At 53.2% G+C, this 16954-nt stretch carries 20 protein-coding genes; 2 read left to right on the forward strand and 18 right to left on the reverse strand.

Annotated elements, in window-relative coordinates:
* Positions 1-55 precede the first annotated feature (55 nt).
* Positions 56-1717 (forward strand): energy-dependent translational throttle protein EttA, encoded by a 1662-nt coding sequence (gene ettA, locus ACWI0H_RS14215; RefSeq protein WP_101147825.1) that lies wholly within the window; start codon positions 56-58, stop codon positions 1715-1717.
* Between the two features lie 86 nt (positions 1718-1803).
* Here the strand turns inward: ettA and ACWI0H_RS14220 are convergent, their stop codons facing one another.
* The 7 genes from ACWI0H_RS14220 to phaR all read right to left on the reverse strand — a co-directional run bounded on the left by ACWI0H_RS14220 (position 1804) and on the right by phaR (position 6352).
* Entirely contained in the window at positions 1804-1962 is a 159-nt protein-coding gene (locus ACWI0H_RS14220; RefSeq protein WP_101147824.1) for a DUF1328 domain-containing protein, read from the reverse strand.
* A gap of 75 nt (positions 1963-2037) precedes the next feature.
* Entirely contained in the window at positions 2038-2679 is a 642-nt protein-coding gene (coq7, locus tag ACWI0H_RS14225; RefSeq protein WP_008959625.1) for a 2-polyprenyl-3-methyl-6-methoxy-1,4-benzoquinone monooxygenase, read from the reverse strand.
* A gap of 49 nt (positions 2680-2728) precedes the next feature.
* Positions 2729-3070, reverse strand: coding sequence for a histidine triad nucleotide-binding protein (locus ACWI0H_RS14230; protein ID WP_008959626.1), 342 nt, complete (start codon positions 3068-3070; stop codon positions 2729-2731).
* Between the two features lie 42 nt (positions 3071-3112).
* Positions 3113-3985 (reverse strand): phosphoribulokinase, encoded by an 873-nt coding sequence (locus tag ACWI0H_RS14235; RefSeq protein WP_008959627.1) that lies wholly within the window; start codon positions 3983-3985, stop codon positions 3113-3115.
* A complete protein-coding gene (locus tag ACWI0H_RS14240) occupies positions 3985-4425 on the reverse strand; it encodes an acyl-CoA thioesterase (protein ID WP_485873759.1) in 441 nt (146 codons plus the stop codon). The genes ACWI0H_RS14235 and ACWI0H_RS14240 overlap by 1 nt, the downstream gene beginning before the upstream one ends.
* Positions 4426-4493: 68 nt before the next feature.
* Positions 4494-5780, reverse strand: coding sequence for a phosphoribosylamine--glycine ligase (gene purD / locus ACWI0H_RS14245; protein ID WP_485873760.1), 1287 nt, complete (start codon positions 5778-5780; stop codon positions 4494-4496).
* A gap of 65 nt (positions 5781-5845) precedes the next feature.
* Positions 5846-6352 (reverse strand): polyhydroxyalkanoate synthesis repressor PhaR, encoded by a 507-nt coding sequence (gene phaR / locus ACWI0H_RS14250; protein WP_336274486.1) that lies wholly within the window; start codon positions 6350-6352, stop codon positions 5846-5848.
* Positions 6353-6487: 135 nt separating this feature from the next.
* Between phaR and ACWI0H_RS14255 the strand changes: the two genes are divergently transcribed.
* Complete coding sequence (locus tag ACWI0H_RS14255) at positions 6488-7201, forward strand: 16S rRNA (uracil(1498)-N(3))-methyltransferase (protein ID WP_485873761.1); 714 nt, start codon at positions 6488-6490, stop codon at positions 7199-7201.
* Positions 7202-7219: 18 nt separating this feature from the next.
* Here ACWI0H_RS14255 and rloA3 read toward each other — a convergent pair whose 3' ends face one another.
* The 11 genes from rloA3 to ACWI0H_RS14310 form a co-directional block, all read right to left on the reverse strand.
* Positions 7220-7786, reverse strand: coding sequence for a retropepsin-like aspartic peptidase RloA3 (rloA3, locus tag ACWI0H_RS14260; protein WP_339884110.1), 567 nt, complete (start codon positions 7784-7786; stop codon positions 7220-7222).
* 33 nt (positions 7787-7819) lie between these two features.
* The gene (locus tag ACWI0H_RS14265) at positions 7820-9088 is read right to left on the reverse strand and encodes a lytic murein transglycosylase (RefSeq protein ID WP_485876234.1); all 1269 of its coding nucleotides are present in this window, start codon (positions 9086-9088) and stop codon (positions 7820-7822) included.
* A gap of 92 nt (positions 9089-9180) precedes the next feature.
* A complete protein-coding gene (locus ACWI0H_RS14270; protein ID WP_485873762.1) occupies positions 9181-10626 on the reverse strand; it encodes a DASH family cryptochrome in 1446 nt (481 codons plus the stop codon).
* A 2-nt stretch (positions 10627-10628) separates the two neighbouring features.
* Complete coding sequence (locus ACWI0H_RS14275; protein ID WP_348534239.1) at positions 10629-10802, reverse strand: DUF2256 domain-containing protein; 174 nt, start codon at positions 10800-10802, stop codon at positions 10629-10631.
* Between the two features lie 222 nt (positions 10803-11024).
* Positions 11025-11429, reverse strand: coding sequence for a monovalent cation/H(+) antiporter subunit G (gene mnhG, locus ACWI0H_RS14280; RefSeq protein ID WP_008958996.1), 405 nt, complete (start codon positions 11427-11429; stop codon positions 11025-11027).
* Positions 11422-11691, reverse strand: coding sequence for an MrpF/PhaF family protein (locus tag ACWI0H_RS14285; RefSeq protein ID WP_008958995.1), 270 nt, complete (start codon positions 11689-11691; stop codon positions 11422-11424). Before ACWI0H_RS14285 ends, mnhG begins: the two co-directional genes overlap by 8 nt.
* Positions 11691-12164 carry a Na+/H+ antiporter subunit E gene (locus tag ACWI0H_RS14290; protein ID WP_485873763.1) on the reverse strand — a complete coding sequence of 158 codons (474 nt, stop codon included), beginning with the start codon at positions 12162-12164 and terminating at the stop codon, positions 11691-11693. Before ACWI0H_RS14290 ends, ACWI0H_RS14285 begins: the two co-directional genes overlap by 1 nt.
* Positions 12161-13765 (reverse strand): Na+/H+ antiporter subunit D, encoded by a 1605-nt coding sequence (locus ACWI0H_RS14295; protein ID WP_101147808.1) that lies wholly within the window; start codon positions 13763-13765, stop codon positions 12161-12163. The genes ACWI0H_RS14290 and ACWI0H_RS14295 overlap by 4 nt, the downstream gene beginning before the upstream one ends.
* Positions 13762-14109: a Na+/H+ antiporter subunit C gene (locus ACWI0H_RS14300; protein WP_008958992.1), complete on the reverse strand. Its 348-nt coding sequence runs from the start codon at positions 14107-14109 to the stop codon at positions 13762-13764. The genes ACWI0H_RS14295 and ACWI0H_RS14300 overlap by 4 nt, the downstream gene beginning before the upstream one ends.
* Before the next feature lie 18 nt (positions 14110-14127).
* Complete coding sequence (locus tag ACWI0H_RS14305) at positions 14128-14559, reverse strand: Na+/H+ antiporter subunit B (RefSeq protein WP_008958991.1); 432 nt, start codon at positions 14557-14559, stop codon at positions 14128-14130.
* Complete coding sequence (locus tag ACWI0H_RS14310; RefSeq protein ID WP_485873764.1) at positions 14552-16903, reverse strand: putative monovalent cation/H+ antiporter subunit A; 2352 nt, start codon at positions 16901-16903, stop codon at positions 14552-14554. The genes ACWI0H_RS14305 and ACWI0H_RS14310 overlap by 8 nt, the downstream gene beginning before the upstream one ends.
* Positions 16904-16954 lie beyond the last annotated feature (51 nt).

Here is a 16954-nt window from a genome sequence, read left to right on the forward strand (position 1 = left end):
TTAGCCAGTAGCCTGCTGCTGTCGCTTTTTTCTATCAACAACCTAACGGATCTCCATGGCGCAATACGTTTTCACCATGAATCGGGTTGGCAAAGTAGTGCCGCCCAAAAAGCAAATTCTCAAGGATATCTCATTATCGTTTTTCCCTGGTGCCAAAATCGGCGTATTGGGGCTTAACGGTTCGGGGAAATCCACACTGCTGCGCATCATGGCCGGTGTCGATAAAGAGTTTGAAGGTGAAGCTCGTCCGATGCCCGGCATCAATATTGGCTACCTTCCCCAGGAGCCGGAACTAGACGACGAGAAAAACGTCCGCGACACCGTCGAAGAAGCGCTAGGGGCAATTAAAGAAGCACAAGAGAAGTTAGACGCGGTGTACGCAGCTTACGCCGAGCCAGACGCCGACTTTGATGCCCTGGCAAGCGAGCAGGGGCGGCTGGAAAATATTATCGAGGCGGCCGATGCGCATAACTTAGAACGCAAGTTGGACGTTGCCGCTGAAGCGTTGCGCCTTCCTCCCTGGGATGCCAAAGTCGGCAACCTATCAGGGGGTGAACGCCGCCGGGTGGCACTATGTCGCCTGTTGCTCTCAAGTCCTGACATGCTGCTGCTGGATGAGCCTACCAACCACCTTGATGCAGAATCAGTGGCTTGGCTTGAGCGCTTCTTGCACGACTACAACGGTACCGTAGTGGCGATTACCCACGACCGTTACTTCCTGGATAACGTGGCGGGCTGGATTCTTGAGCTTGACCGTGGTCAGGGTATCCCGTTTGAGGGTAACTACTCTCATTGGCTTGAGCAGAAAGATCAGCGCTTAAACCAAGAAGCCAAGCAGGAAGCCTCGCGCCAAAAAGCCATCAGGCAAGAGCTTGAGTGGGTGCGCAGCAACGCCAAAGGCCGCCAGGCAAAAAGCAAAGCGCGTCTTAACCGCTTTGAAGAAATGCAGTCAGGCGACTTCCAGAAGCGCAATGAAACCAATGAAATCTATATTCCGCCTGGTCCACGCCTAGGCGACAAGGTCATTGAGTTTCATAACGTGACCAAACGCTTCGATGACAAGCTGCTTTATCAAGACCTCTCTTTCACGATTCCCCCGGGTGCGATTGTGGGGATCGTCGGCGGTAACGGCGCAGGTAAGTCGACCCTATTCCAGCTGATTACCGGTAAAGAGCAGCCCGATGCAGGCGAGGTTGTGATTGGCGAAACCGTCGACATCGCCTATGTCGAGCAGTTACGCGATGCGCTGGACAACAAGCAAACTGTCTGGGAAGCCGTATCGGATGGTCAGGACATCCTGAATATTAACGGCTACGAAGTCTCTTCCCGCGCCTATGTGGGTCGATTCAACTTTAAGGGTAACGACCAGCAGAAGCGTTTATCGGAGCTCTCCGGGGGTGAACGTGGTCGCTTACAGCTTGCGCAAACGCTCAAGCAAGGCGCTAACGTGCTGTTGCTTGATGAGCCGTCAAACGATTTGGATATCGAAACCCTGCGGGCACTGGAAGACGCACTACTCGCCTTCCCCGGCTGTGCCATGGTGATTTCGCACGATCGTTGGTTCTTAGACCGTATCGCCACGCACATTATGGCCTTTGAAGGTGACTCTGAAGTGGTCTTGTTTGAAGGCAACTACGCAGAGTACGAAGAAGATCATAAAAAGCGAGTCGGCAACGATACGCCTAAGCGTATGAAGTACAAACGCATTGATGCTTGATAGCTTGCCTCACACTGACGCGTGATATTGATAGCCAAGGCCCCGCACTGCGGGGCCTTTTTAATTGCGCTGATGTCAGTAAACGCCTAACGTCTGCGATCAGTAAGAAATGAAACGATACACAGAATTAAAAATAGCACGAACAGTATTTGCGCAATGGTCGAAGCAGCCCCGGCAATGCCAGAAAAGCCAACCACTCCCGCGATAATCGCAATGATGAAAAACAGCACTGCATTGCCTAGCATCCTTTGCTCCTTTCCTTGGTTATCGCTTCCCTTAGGGGTTTGCTGCACACTCCATTATGCGGCGTCTATTAGAATTTAAAGGTGATAGGCACTTTTAGAGATGACTTTCGATGCCAGTCGCATGCCCCACTTCACCGGGGCAGGAAAACGAATGCCCCCTGCCTCTAAAGCAAGATGGGCGTGATGCGCCTCATCAACAGCCATTTGGCGTAGGATAGCTCGTGAGCGATAATCGCCGGGGGGTAGCGATTTTTGGTGAGCATCAAGATGTTTGCTTGCCTGTTCTTCCGTCGCGGCAACAACCCCCAAACTGATACGATCACTGACTGCCCCAGTCGCTGCACCGATGCCAAACGAGGCTACATAAAAGAGCGGGTTTAAATAGCTGGGTCGGCTTTGTAACTGCACTAAACGCTCATCACACCAGGCCAGATGATCGATCTCTTCCAGTGCAGACTGCTCAACCTGTTGACGCACATGAGGAAGTTTAGCGGTCACGCTCTGCCCCTGGTAAAGCGCTTGGGCACACACTTCACCGGTATGATTAATCCGCATCAAACCCGCCGCGTGGCGGCGCTCTTGATCATCGAGCACGCCATCGACAACACCCACTGCAGGGCTGGTGCGCTGCGATGCGGCCGCGTGAGGCATTAGCGTACGTAAAACAGTATCAAACTGGTGGATGACGCGATCTGAACGACTCTGTTGACGATCCATGGCAACACTCCGTTGTTTGATGACGGGTGACGATAGCGGTCTACTTAGACTAACCAGCAGGCCACGTGAAAGCGCGTCCACCCATTAAATGCATGTGGATATGGTAGACCGTTTGCCCGCCCATTTCGTTGCAGTTCATAACCACACGATAGCCATCTTCAGCAAAGCCCTGCTCACGAGCAAGCTTGGCGGCAGTAAACTGTAGCCGCCCTACCGTCACAAGATCGGTTTCATCGATATCATTGAGTGTAGCGATATGCTTTTTGGGAATGATCAACTGATGCGTCGGCGCCTGAGGGCCAATATCGTTAAACGCCAACACATGCTCATCTTCATAAACGATATCGGCAGGGATTTCGCGCTTGATGATTTTACAAAACAGACAATCCATATAACTCTCCTTACGGCTTTCAGCCAATGCTGACGGTCACGATTAACGGAAGCGCCGCTGCGCCAGTAGATGCCTGACCAGAGGGGCAAGTATGAGCTCCATGGCCAGCGACATCCGCGCGCCGGGTACCACCAAGGTATGCGGGCGGGTCATAAACGAATCTTTGATCATTGCCAGCAGCCAAGGGAAATCAACCGTGGAGGGATCTCGAAAGCGTATGACCACGAACGACTCAGCATCAGTGGGGATATCCTGCACCTCAAAGGGGTTGGAGGTATCAACAGTAGGCACCCGCTGAAAATTAATGTGGGTGCGCGAGAACTGCGGTTGAATATAGCGGACATAGTCATCCATCCGGCCCAGGATGGTGTCAATAACCGCTTCTTGTGAATAACCACGCAGTTTGGTGTCACGGTCAATTTTTTGAATCCACTCCAGATTCATGGTGGGTGCCACGCCTACCAACAGATCCACATGGCGGGCAATATCATACTCTTCGGTCACCAACCCGCCGTGCAAACCCTCATAGAACAGCAGATCAGTTCCACAGGGCAGCGATTGCCACTCAGTGAACGTCCCCACGCGGTAGCCCGCTTCAATTTTCTGCTTATCTTCGGCGTGGATATAGTGCCGAAAGGTACCTGAACCGTGTTCGCCATACTCGCTAAACAAGCCTTCCAGGCGGTCCAGTAAGTTAGCCTCTACGGCAAAATGAGAAAGCTCATCTTTGCGCTCGGGCTCTTCCCGGAAGATACGGTGCAAATCATCGCGGGTGTAGCGGTGAAAGGCATCGCCATCGACCACGGCTGCATGCACATCTTCACGCAGAAACATCCGCTCAAAACTGCGCCGAACGGTGGTCGTCCCCGCCCCGGAAGAGCCGGTGACCGCAATAATCGGATACTCCCGTGACATTAGCCGCTCCTCGCATGTGCAAGCGCTTGTTTAACCTGCTCAGGCACCTCAACAGGGCGACCCGTAGCAAGATCAATCAGCAGTTGATTAACCCGTGCTGTCGCGACAACCTGAAGGGAATCTGCCTGGTAAATGCGCTGATAAACTGTCAACGCTGTACCTTGAGGCTCAGGCACAGCAGTCGCAATGATCAAAGCGTCAGGCCAGCGTGCTTCACTTTGATACGTTATCGCAAGGTCGGCGACGACCGATGGATGCCCGTGCATGTCCCATTCAGGCAGATCCAGCGCCGCAAAGGCCTGAATACGCGCCTCGTGGAGCAGCGATACCATCGCATCGTGCCCCAAGTGGCGGCCGTAGTTCATATCGGTTACCCGCACTGTCAAAGAGTGACGATGAATGACCGCTTCAGCGGGAAAGTCCAGCTTGACACGCTCCATGCCTTTTCCTCGTCAGTGAACTGTTTAAACGGCGTATGCGTTCAGTACTAGCTCAGCATCAGGCTTACTTACCCCTCGCGAGCAATTGCTCTGAAAGCGATATCACGTCGACACTCAACGCCTTCCCAGTGAATCGCGTTGACGCCTTGGTACGCTTGCTGCTGCGCTGCTGAAACGCTATCACCTAACGCTGTTACGCACAGTACACGACCGCCTGCCGTGGTGATTTCACCCTTGGCATTTTGCGCAGTGCCCGCGTGAAACACTTTGCACCCCGTCTGTTCCGCTTCTGCTAAGCCTTGGATAACATCGCCTTTACGATAGCTGCCAGGGTAGCCGCCAGCAGCCAATACCACGCCTACCGCTGCACGCGAATCCCATTCGCAACGCTGCTCGGCCAATCGGCCTTCGGCACCCGCCAAGCAAAGCTCCGCCAGGTCAGAAAGCAAGCGCAGCATAATCGGCTGGGTTTCAGGGTCACCGAAGCGGCAGTTGTACTCAATAACACGAGGGTTACCGGCGGCATCAATCATTAAGCCTGCATACAGGAACCCCGTATAGGCATTGCCCTCGGCAGCCATGCCACGCACAGTAGGCAGAATCACCTGCTCCATAATGCGCGCATCAACTTCAGGGGTAACCACCGGTGCAGGCGAATAGGCCCCCATACCACCCGTATTCGGGCCGGTATCACCATCGTAGGCACGCTTATGGTCTTGGCTAGTCGCCATGGGCACGACATTCTCACCATCCACCATGACAATAAAGCTCGCCTCTTCACCCTCTAGGAACTCTTCAATCACCACCCGAGCGCCTGCATCGCCAAACGCATTGGCTTCCAGCATGTCACGAATAGCGGCCTCTGCTTCGGCTTCGCTAAGGGCTACGATGACGCCCTTACCCGCAGCCAAGCCATCCGCTTTGATCACTATCGGCGCACCCATTTTTTGCAGATAGGCTAGCGCGGGGCGTACCTCAGTAAAGGTTTGATAGTCTGCCGAAGGGATTTCATGACGAGCCAGGAAATCCTTGGTAAAGGATTTGGAACCTTCCAACTGGGCAGCCGCCTGCGTAGGGCCAAAAATTGTTAACCCTGCTGCTTGAAAACGGTCGACCACACCGTCAACTAAAGGCGCCTCAGGGCCTACCACGGTAAGGCCAATCTGCTCATCACGGGCAAAGGCGATCAGCCCCTCTAAATCGGTTGCCGCAATCGCCACATTGGTTAACTTAGGCTCCGTGGCGGTGCCTGCGTTTCCAGGCGCGACAAATACTTGTACAACCTGTTTAGATTGCGCTAATTTCCAAGCCAGGGCGTGCTCACGACCACCGCCGCCTATCATCAAAACCTTCATGTGCATCCTTCTCAAACGGGAGAGCGTATCGGCGGCATTATGCCACAGCGCAGCGGCGAGTGGGGTCAGGAGGTAGGTTTGTTATCATCGTCGGTGTCGCGGTTATCACTCTCAGTCTGCGTTGTATCTTCTGAGTCATCGGCTTGACCGGGCTGGTTCAGCGTGTTTTGCCAAAAGCGCATATTCTCTTCAGCTAACTCGCGCATAAACTCCAACGGCGTGTTACGCATCGCCTGCTTCCACTGACTTTGCAAACGTTTTTGCTGCTCTAACATCAGTTGAGTGCCTTGTTCTAGGTAGCGCGACAGCGGCAACGGTGATGTCATGTCGTAAACGCGGATTAATTGCGCCAGCAAGTCGTTAGAAAACACTTCTGCTTCGCTGTCCGCTTGCTCCTGCTCGATAATAATAGAGAGCAAAATAGTACGCGTCAGATCTTCCCTGCTTTTGGCATCTTCTACCCGAAATGGCTCTTCTTCGATAATTAAACGGCGCAGGTCTTCCAGCGTTACATAACGACTTTGCTGCGTATCGTACAACCTACGGTTAGCATACTTGCGAATCACGCGCACGGCGCATCTCCTTAAACGCGATAGGGGCTTTTGTTCCCGTTACTGGTATTGTGCCTGCACCACGCGTCCATGCAAGCCACCTTAATAGTTTAGCAAGACGCACTGCGCCTGTTCTGTGACCAATAGACCCTCATTATGAATTTGATTTTGCTTGATCCTAACGATCTTACCGCCGACGGCCACGTCTGCATCACCGACCCACGTCGCCTGACCCATTTGCGCGATGTCCATCGCTCGACCCCCGGCGACCTGTTAACCGTAGGAGTACAGGGTGGCAACATGGGTAAAGCGCTGCTGAAGGAACTGACGCCGGAACGCGCCTATTTCCAACTGGAAGCCCTTGATGAACCACCGCCGCCACCACTTCCCGTGCACTTGGTGCTAGCACTCCCCCGCCCACGGATGCTAGCGCGCACGCTGGAACATGTAACGGCGCTGGGTGTGAAAGAGATCACATTACTGCATACCAAGCGGGTAGAAAAAAGTTACTGGCAGTCACCGGAGTTACGCGCTGAGAAAATTCATCAACACCTACTATTAGGCCTGGAACAAGCGCGCGATACACAGCTACCTACTGTCACGCTGAGCAAAGGCTTTCGTCCCTTTTTAGTGCAGCAACTACCTGGCCTACTGGGCAACCGCCGCGGATTGGTCGCCCACCCCGGTATGCCTGATCCCTGCCCAAGAAATATCAGTGAACCTACTTTATTACTGGTAGGGCCAGAGGGAGGGTTTATAGCGTGGGAAGTCGAGCAGTTGCTGGCAGCGGGTTGCGAGGGCATGCACCTTGGTCCGCGCATTCTACGCGTCGAAACAGCCGTGACCGCCCTGCTGTCACGGCTGTTTTAACTAAGTAAATGTAAGTGGTTAAGATTGGTCATCTTCCGGGTCGTGGGGCACAACGGTTGCGTTTTCCCCACAGTCAGGATCTTGCAAGAAGGTTTCACGCACATCTAGCATGCCAAGGTGGCTAATCGTACGGCGGCCCAGTAGTAACGGGTAGTTCATCTCTTCGCGGTCGCGCAGACTGAATTGCTCTTCATAAATAGTGTCGCCCATGCAGACTTCCAGCAGCACCACAGGGCGCTCGTCGCGGCCGCCGGCTCCGCGCACTGCTAATTCTCGATAGAGCGGACGCTCAATTTGATCACTGAAGACCTCACCACTCGCCTGATCTTCAAGCTTTAAACGAAAGCGTACCCACTCTTCATCATCTTGCTCAAACAGCTCAATATCCCGCGCATCCAGCGAGGAGGTTAAGGCGCCGCTATCGAGCTTGGCCTTCACCTCAATATCCCAGGGCTGCAGGGTTGCTTTTTCAACCCAGCCAAATACTTGATCGTCATCAGCCATTGCTACGGAGGCAGAGAGCAAGCCTCCTATCAACACACTGCCTAGTAACTTTTCTAGTAACTTTTTGCCCATTAATTGCATAACATCATCCTTGGTAAATTCGATTTAACCTGATCACTCTGAATGACTGCGTAACTGCTCAAGCAGTGCTTGCGTCGCAAAGCCATCCGGTATTAACCCTTGATCTCGCTGGAAGTTCCGCAACCCCTGGCGTGTATTGGGCCCCATTACGCCATCCGCGCCGCCCACAGAGTAACCAACGCGGTTTAGGCCCCGCTGAAGCTCTTGAACATCGTCACGGGTAAGAGGCTGCTGCTCCCGCGGCCAGGCATGCTGTATCCCATCACGCCCGGCGATCGCATCACCCAAAGTTGCAACAGCCAACGCATAACTGGTCGCATTGTTATAGCGTAAAATGGCACGAAAATTTGCGCCTGCCAGGAAGGCAGGACCATCGGCGCCAGCAGGAATAACCATGGCCGCACTATCAAAGTCTGGCAACTCGCCCTGCCGCGCCTCTACGCCTTGAGAACGCCATTCGGCGCTGCTGCGTCGCTCGGTCTGAGCATAATCAAAGCCTTCTGGCAAACGCACCTCGACTCCCCACGGCTGACCGGCCTGCCAGCCAGCCCGGTCAAGATAGTTAGCCGTTGATGCCATAACGTCGGGGATACTGCCCCAGATATCGCGACGGCCATCACCATCGCCGTCCACGGCATAGGCTTCAAAACTGCTAGGGATAAACTGGGTATGACCCATCGCCCCTGCCCAAGAGCCTTTCATCTGCTCGGCGGCGATATCTCCTTCGTCGATAATACGCAAGGCAGCGAGTAGTTCCCCGCGAGCAAAGTCACGACGCCGTCCGTCATAAGCCAGTGTGGCAAGGGATTCCAAGGTCGAGAAATCGCCGAAATTACTGCCGTAGTTGCTCTCGATTCCCCAGATAGCGACGATAATTTCGGCAGGGATGCCAAAGCGTTGCTGCATCTGCAGCGCGGTATCCCGGTGGGCAGCCAGCTTCTCCCTCCCGGTATTAATCCGCGTAGACGACACCGCAGTATCAAGGTACTCCCAGATAGCGCGGACAAATTCGGGCTGATAACCGTCGAGCTCAATCACCCGCTCGCGAAAGCGTACGCCATCCAGTGCACTGCTCAGGGTTGCTTCGCTGATTCCCTGATTGGCGGCATACTGACGAAACTCCTGAAGCCACTGCTGAAAGCTTGCATAACTAACCTCAGTAGCGGCCTGAGTATCTACTTCTGTCATCAATTGAGAGTCGGCGAGCGCAACACTGCCTGCAAAAGGAGTGCTTAACGCGGCAATGAACGAGGCACATACTAAAGGGCGGAATGGTCGCCCAGCAGAAAAATTACGAGACATCATTTATATCCTTAGGCAGTCCTTGGCATGCCTGGGATGATGGCCTAGAAAAGTCGTAGATGCCAGCCTTCACGGCTGGTCATCAGTGAAGGTTACTTTGTAACGATAGTCAATATAGGCGGCTTGGCTGTTGTAACCGCTTCTTGGTAAGGAATTAGCCACTGCGCCCACTGTTCAGGTTCAACATAAGGCGCCTTAAACGCGAGAGCATTGACACGCCATGGCTGATGGCGTGCTAAACCAGGGGGAAAATTTTCGAGCGGTTTCAACCAGTGCGCAACATACAGCCCTTGTGGGTCGTAATGGCCTGCCTGCTTAAGCACGTTAAAATAGCGGTCCTGTCGTGGATCGCGCCCTACCCCGGCAATATAACGCCAATTACCCCAGTTACTGGCAACATCGTAATCAACCAAGCAGTGCTCAAACCATAAAGCGCCTAATCGCCAATCCACTTTTAAGTCTTTCACCAAAAAGCTGGCCACGTTTTGCCGGGCGCGATTGGATAACCAGCCAGTGTGTCGCAGCTCTAACATCGCGGCATCGACAAACGGCAGCCCGGTGGTAGCATTTCGCCAAGCATCAAAAGCGGCACAGGGCGTGGCTGGTTGACGAGAGCCAAACATCTTCGCCCCTTCCAGCTCGGCGACACGGATAAAATACTCCCGCCACAGTAGCTCAAAAGTAATCCAATAACTCGATTCGGTGCTGCCGTGCTCCGCTTCCCACGCTTTCACCGCCGCATACACTTGGCGGGCTGACAGACAGCCGCGGGCGAGCCAAGGTGAAACACGGGTTGAAAAATTCGCGCCCAGCAGACCATTGCGGGTTTTCTTATACGTCTCTGCGCCCTGTTGACGCCAAATGTAATCGTTAAGGCGCGTATGTGCCGCCGATTCACCGCCCCGATACACATAGCCCTGGCGGCTATCGGGCTGCCAGGTGGCGCTCTGCTCACAGACAGCTTTCAAGGGTGGAAACCCTCTGGGAGCTTCAGGCCAGGGGGGCAGCGTTACCGGTGCGCAGCGATTCTCAGGCACCGTACATTCTTGCTCTACGCTACGCCTGAAGGCAGAAAAGCTGTTGGGTAATGCCGCCTGCTCGAAAGGCAATGCATGGCGTTCAAAGAGGCGCCCGCTTTCCATACACGTAACGGTTGTTTCACTAGGCAGCGCTTCTACAACCGCTTGGATATGAGCATTTTCTTCAACCCCAGGATGCTCGGCAACGCGTATTTGTCGGGCATTAAGCGAGGCAGACAACTCGATGACAACGTTACTCGGCTTACCAATGCGTACCAACAAGTCACTGCCGCGTTGTAAAAGCTCACCGCGCAATTCCATCAAACTTTGCCATAAAAAGCGTAATCGGGCTGGCCCGATCCGCGGCGTCGATTCGCCCTCTATAAGAGGCGCCAACCACTGCTCATCCACGACAAAGAGACAAAGCAGGTAACTAGGGCGAGCGGTAAAGCGAAAAAGAGGGTTATCCGCAATACGCAGGTCGTCTTGCAGCCAGACGATATCGGTCGTGCTATTCATGCTCATGCCTCCTTGGGGTGCTTTGATGCCAAGCAGTTTGCCTGCTTAGCACTACGACGGCAGCGTTCGCTGCAGTAGCACACCTCGTCCCAGCAGCGCGCCCACTTTTTCCGCCAAAAGAAAGGACGCTCGCATTGAACGCAGGTTTTTTGCGACAAATGTTGTTTGCGGTGCATTGAACATTACTCACGCGCAGCATGTAGCATGCCGCAAAACATAGACACATTATCTTATACAGTATAATTATTGTACATGGTGAGTTTTCACTAGTGTGTATAAAAAAACGGGATTTATTAAACAGAGGATATGAAAAAGCCACCTGTGCGAAGGTGGCTCAATGGCGGTTATTCACTGGCGGGTGATAGGGTTTGTGTAACAACTGATGTCGTCAGCGTTATTTAGTCGGGGTCTGTTTCCCTTGGCTGGCGCTTGGCATTTTCCTGCGTTTCCAGGCCACTTTTTAATTCGTGGGTCAATGGGTCGTAGTTAGGGCGCAATTCATCCTTGACCGTTCCACTCCAAAGCTTGGAACCGACAAAGTAACCAGCTCGCCCAATAACATGGGCCGCTACGGGTGCGGTCATCAAAATAAACACAATAATGGCAAACGAACGGGCCACAATGCCTACTTCTGCAAAGTGCATAGCGGCAGCCAGCATAACCAAAATCACGCCTAACGCCGCCGCTTTGGTGGTCGCGTGCATCCGTGTTAGCAAATCAGGCAACCGCAGCAGGCCTACCGAGGCAAGCAGTATAAATAGCGCGCCCGCGATGATGAGCGTGCCTTTTATGAAATCAATCATCCCGAGGGCCTCCCCTTTCCAAAAAGCGTGCAAACGCTATCGCCGCCAAGAACCCCATCAAGGCAATCACAATGGCGGCATCCAGGAAGCTGGCAACATCCGACTTGATCGCATACACCCCAACCAACCCAACAACAGTGGTTGAAAAAAGCTCCAATGCGACCACGCGGTCGGGCAGACTCGGGCCACGAACGACACGAACAAAGGTCAGGATAAGCGCCAGGCTCATGATGACTTGGCTGATCAGAATAACCGTATCCATTAGCGAAACAGCTCCAGGGCCCGGTGCTCCATCTCTTTTAAATTACGCCGCAACTCCTCTTCATTGTCTAAAAACATCGCATGGATATACAACACCTTACGGTCATCAGACACATCCAGGCTAAGCGTTCCCGGCGTTAATGAAATCAGATTGGCCACCATGGTAATTTCCATTTCGGTGTGGGCGGAAAGCGGCATAGCGATAACCCCCGGCTTCATATGCCAAGGTGGCGTCACGATATCGAAAGCGACACGTAAGTTGGCCTGAATGAGTTCTTTTAGAAAAAAGCCGATAAAACCGATCAAGCGCGGCGCGCGAGCAGGATAACCTTTCAGGGCATCCAGCTGAGGCTCAATTAGCACCAGAGTGATATAGCCGAAGATTAAGCCGACAAGGAGATTCAGCCCACTGAAATCACCGCTCAACAGTACCCAGGCTAATCCTAACAGCAGGTTCCAAATAGCACCGGTCATGGCAACTCCTCCCCGGCGTCAGCCTTAGGTTCTTCATCGTTGGCGGCAGCTGAATCCAGCAGCACATCTTCGGCACTGGCTGAAGCGCCCAGCACTGCTTCAATATACCCGCGAGGCTCAAGCAACTGATCACCAATGCCGGTCATTACCCACATAATCGGTTCGGCAAACACACCAATCAGTAACGATGACAGAGCCAGCACCATTACTGGCAAATACATCATCCACAGACTTGGCTTTAACAGCCGCCCATCGTCACCGGTCGGCGTGGCCGTTTCGGGTACCAGATTATCTTCCGGTAGCGATTTCCAGAATATTTCATTCCAAATTTTGACCATGGAGTAGAGCGTCATTAGCCCCACCGCCAGCGCAATACCAGTGGCCACATAGGCCTCAACTTCCAGACCCGCGCGAACAATCACAAACTTGGCAAAAAAACCTGATAGCGGCGGCACACCGGCCAACGAGAAGGCAGAGATAAAGAAAGCAATGGCTAACCAAGGACGCTCACGATAAAGCCCCCCCATTTTTTTTAGCTGGTACGTGCCCTGCAAACGGTGGGTAATACCGCTAATCAAGAACAGATTGGTCTTCACCACCATATTATGCACGATGGCAAACACCCCCCCGGCAATCGCCAACGGTGTATAAAGCGCCAAACCTAAGATCATATAGCCAATTTGGCTGACAATATGAAACGACAAAATGCGCCTGAACTCATACTGGGCTGCCGCGCCCAATACGCCCGTTACCATGGTAAATACTGCGCCCCAGAGCATAATGTCCTGAAGATAGCCCATGGTTTGATCGAATATCAGCGTGAAAACACGGAACATCGCATAAACGCCGACCTTAGTGAGTAGCCCGGCAAATAGCGCTGAAACAGCGACTGGTGGCGTGTGATAAGACGCAGGTAACCAAAAGAACAGCGGGAAGGCCGCCGCCTTGATGCCGAATGCCACCATAAACATGACCGCTAACACTTCGACCATGCCTGTATGCTCTGCCTCATCCATGCGCAGCGCAATGTCAGCCATGTTGAGCGTTCCCACCATTCCGTAAAGCAGCCCCACCGCCGTCAGGAAGATTACCGACGCTAACAGGTTCAGCGTGACATACTTAATCGCCCCTTCCATCTGTGCGCGTTCGCCGCCCAGAATCAGCAGCGCAAACGAGGCCACCAGCATCACTTCAAACCACACATAAAGATTGAAGATATCGCCGGTCAAAAACGCGCCGGTCACCCCAGCAAGCAACAGGTGCATCAAGGGGTAATAGCCAAATTTTTCATGGCCACGGCCAGTGGTTGCCAATGAGTAAATCCCCATTGCCAAGCCGATAATCGCGGTCATCAAGACCATGACGGCACTTAGCAAATCGGCAATTAAGGTGATCCCAAACGGGGCTGGCCAACTGCCCATCTGCATCGTTACGTAGCCATCCGACAACGTCGATACAAACAGCCACAGGCTGACTATCAGTAGCGCGACATTGCCAGCCACCGCCATAAAGCGCTGCATGGGTCGCGAGCGCCAAAACAGCAACGAGATAGCCCCTGACAACAAGGGCAGGAGGACGGGAAGAGCAACTTCAGGCCTCACGTATCAGTATCCTTCATCTTATCGAGATCATCGGCCTTAACGACTTCGTAGGCACGCCGAATCAATACCACTGCAAACGCCAGCACCCCGAAGGCAATCACGATCGCTGTTAGCACAACCGCTTGGGGCAAAGGGTCAGCTACGCCGCTAGGCGGCTGCATCATACCTTCCGCAATCAGCGGCGGGGCACCACGGGTCATGCCCGCCGTGGTGAAAATCAGCAAATTGGCAGCGTTGGAAAGCAGCATCAAACCAATCACCAGTTTGACGATAGAGCGACGCAGCATCATAAAAATGGCCGTCGCATACAGCAGACCAATTGCCACTGCCATCAATGGTTCCATGCGGTGCCTCCTGTGAATTCAGGGTTCATCCTTATCCACCTCCATCAGCGTCATGACCATGCCCGTCACGGAGCCCAGCACGGCAAAGTAAACGCCGATATCAAAAATCAGCGGCGTGGAGGCTTTAAAATCAATCACCGGAATAGTCCACCACTGGGCAGTCAAAAAAGGCTGACCCATAAACCAAGCGGGCACCACCGAGATCATCCCCAGCAGCAGGCCGATGCCTATCAGGTCACGGGGATCAACCATCCGCAGCACTTCTTTGGTCGCGCTCACCCCAAAGGCAAATAGGTAAAGCGTAAAGGCCCCAGCGGCTACCAAACCGGCAATAAAACCACCGCCCGGCTCATCGTGCCCCCTGAGCAGCAGAAAAACAGAAAACAGCAATTGCAGCGGCATCAACAGCCGTGCCGCCGTATTGAGAATAATCGTGCCTGACTTAACCATCGTAAGGCTCCTTGGTGGTCACTTTACTGCTCTCCCCGCTCTTGCCATTGCTGTTCTCTCCATGACGCAGCTTAAGCATGGCAATTACACCAATCGCTGCGAGTGCCAGCACGAACATCTCACCCAGGGTGTCCAGAGCGCGATAATCCACCAAAATAACGTTGACGATATTGCGGCCGTAAGCCAGCGGAGCACTGTTCTCAATCATGTACGTCGAAATCGGTTCAAACTGCTGAATACTCCACGCAGTCATAATCAATAAGCAGATCAAAATGCCCATCATCGCGGCTACCACACCATCTCTTATGCGCTCTAGACTGGTGGAAAGATTTGAAAACCTCGGCAGCCGAAACAGCACCAGCACCAATAAAATCACCGTTAAAGTTTCCACCAGTAACTGAGTAATCGCTAAGTCCGGCGCGCTGAAAAGAATAAAAATTAACGCAATAGAGAAACCCATTACCCCAACCGACACGACGGCCCCAAGGCGCGAGCGAGTCGTTGTGGCAAATAGAGCGCCCATTGCCATCGTGCCCGCCACCACCACCTCGTGGAAACGGACATCAAGATCAAAAGCGAATATTGGCGAATGGCGTAACAAGATTGAATTCCCAATCAGCGCAATAAGCGTGATCAACATCACCAGAATGTAGTTACGCATATAGCCGTTTTGCAGCAGCCGTGTTTGCCACTCAGAGAACTGCACAATGCCGTTCATCATGCTTTCATAGCCCGCTTCGGGACCATGGCGCATGATCGGAGCCAGTAATGAAAGCTTGGCTCGCACACTATCCCAACGCTTAAACAGCAAAAAGCCAACGCCCAGGCTGATGATCGACATTATCAACGCCACATTGATGCCGTACCAAAGTGACAGTGTCACCTCCATCGTTTCTCCAGAAACAGAAGTGGCAGCTGACGTTAATAAGGCATTAGCGCCTAGCAAGGCTGGCATTAAGCCCAACAGTAGCGACCCTACTGCCAGTAACGCAGGGCCCACTAACATGCTTAGCGGCGCTTCATGAGGCTCAAGGGGGGTATGGTGACGCTTACCATAAAAGGGCCGTAACGCAATGATAAAGGCCACCGCAATCGTCAAAATAGAAGCGACAAAAGCGAATAACACCAACAGCATACGGAAGCTACCGGCGCCTAATACAGACTCAAGCATTAGCTCCTTACCGATAAAGCCAAACAGCGGCGGAACCCCTGCAAGTGAAAGCGCCGCTACCAATGCGATCATCGCCGTTACTGGCATTAACGAGCGCAGCCCGCCCATCTGCGTCACGTCTTTGGTACCGGTTTCATGATCAAGAATACCGGCGACCATAAACAGCGCGCCCTTGTACAGGGAGTGCGCTAGCAGAAAAGTGACAAAAGCGGTCATCGCATATTCAGTGCCAATACCCAACAACATTGTCAGCGTACCCAACGCCATGATGGTCGAGTAAGCGAGCAGCTTTTTGATATTCGTATGGTGAATCGCTAGGAACGCGCCGGTCAGCATTGTCGTCGCCCCAACAACGGACAAAATACCGACCCACATCGCCGTTCCACCAAGCTCTGGGTGTAAGCGAGCCAGTAGATAAATGCCCGCTTTCACCATCGTGGCGGAGTGAAGGTAGGCAGAGACCGGCGTAGGTGCGGCCATGGCGTTGGGCAGCCAGAAGTGGAACGGAAACTGAGCCGATTTGGTAAACGCCCCAAGCAGCAAACAGATCAGCATGGGTGTGTAGAGTGCATGCTCACGCAGGTCGGCTTCCTGGCTAAGGATCTCCGCCAGCGACCAGCTATCGCTCGCAATCCCCAACAATATCAGACCTGCCATCAATGCTAAGCCGCCAGCGACGGTGACAAATAAGCCCTGCCGTGCTGATTTACGGGCGTTAATATCAGCGTGGTTAAAGCCAATTAGCAAATAAGAGGTGATGCTGGTGAGTTCCCAGAAAATAAACAGCGTAAACAGTCCGTCCGCTAATACCAGCCCCAGCATCGAGACCATAAAGGCGACGAGTGCGATATGAAAGCGAGCGATATCGGGATGATCTTTTAAGTAACCACCGGCATACACCAGCACACAGGCGCCCATGACGGTGATCAATAGCCCAAATAGAAGTGACAAACCATCTAGCAGGAAAGTAAGGCTGATACCCAGGGAAGGCACCCACTGCCAATCCAACAGCAGGCTTCCGTTCTCAAAGATTTCAGGGGCTTGTAGTAACAGCCAGGCCGCTAACCCTGCTGGGAAAAGCGCCAGTACAAGACTGGTGCGATGCCCAAACCAACGATGCAGTAGCGGTGACGACGCGGCCAGCAAAAACCCCATTAAAACGGCAAGTTGCATCTGGCGAAATCTCCTGAAAAATGAAAGGCTCACCTTGGAGGTTGAGGCGAA

It is taken from the genome of Halomonas sp. NYA30 (assembly GCF_976980765.1).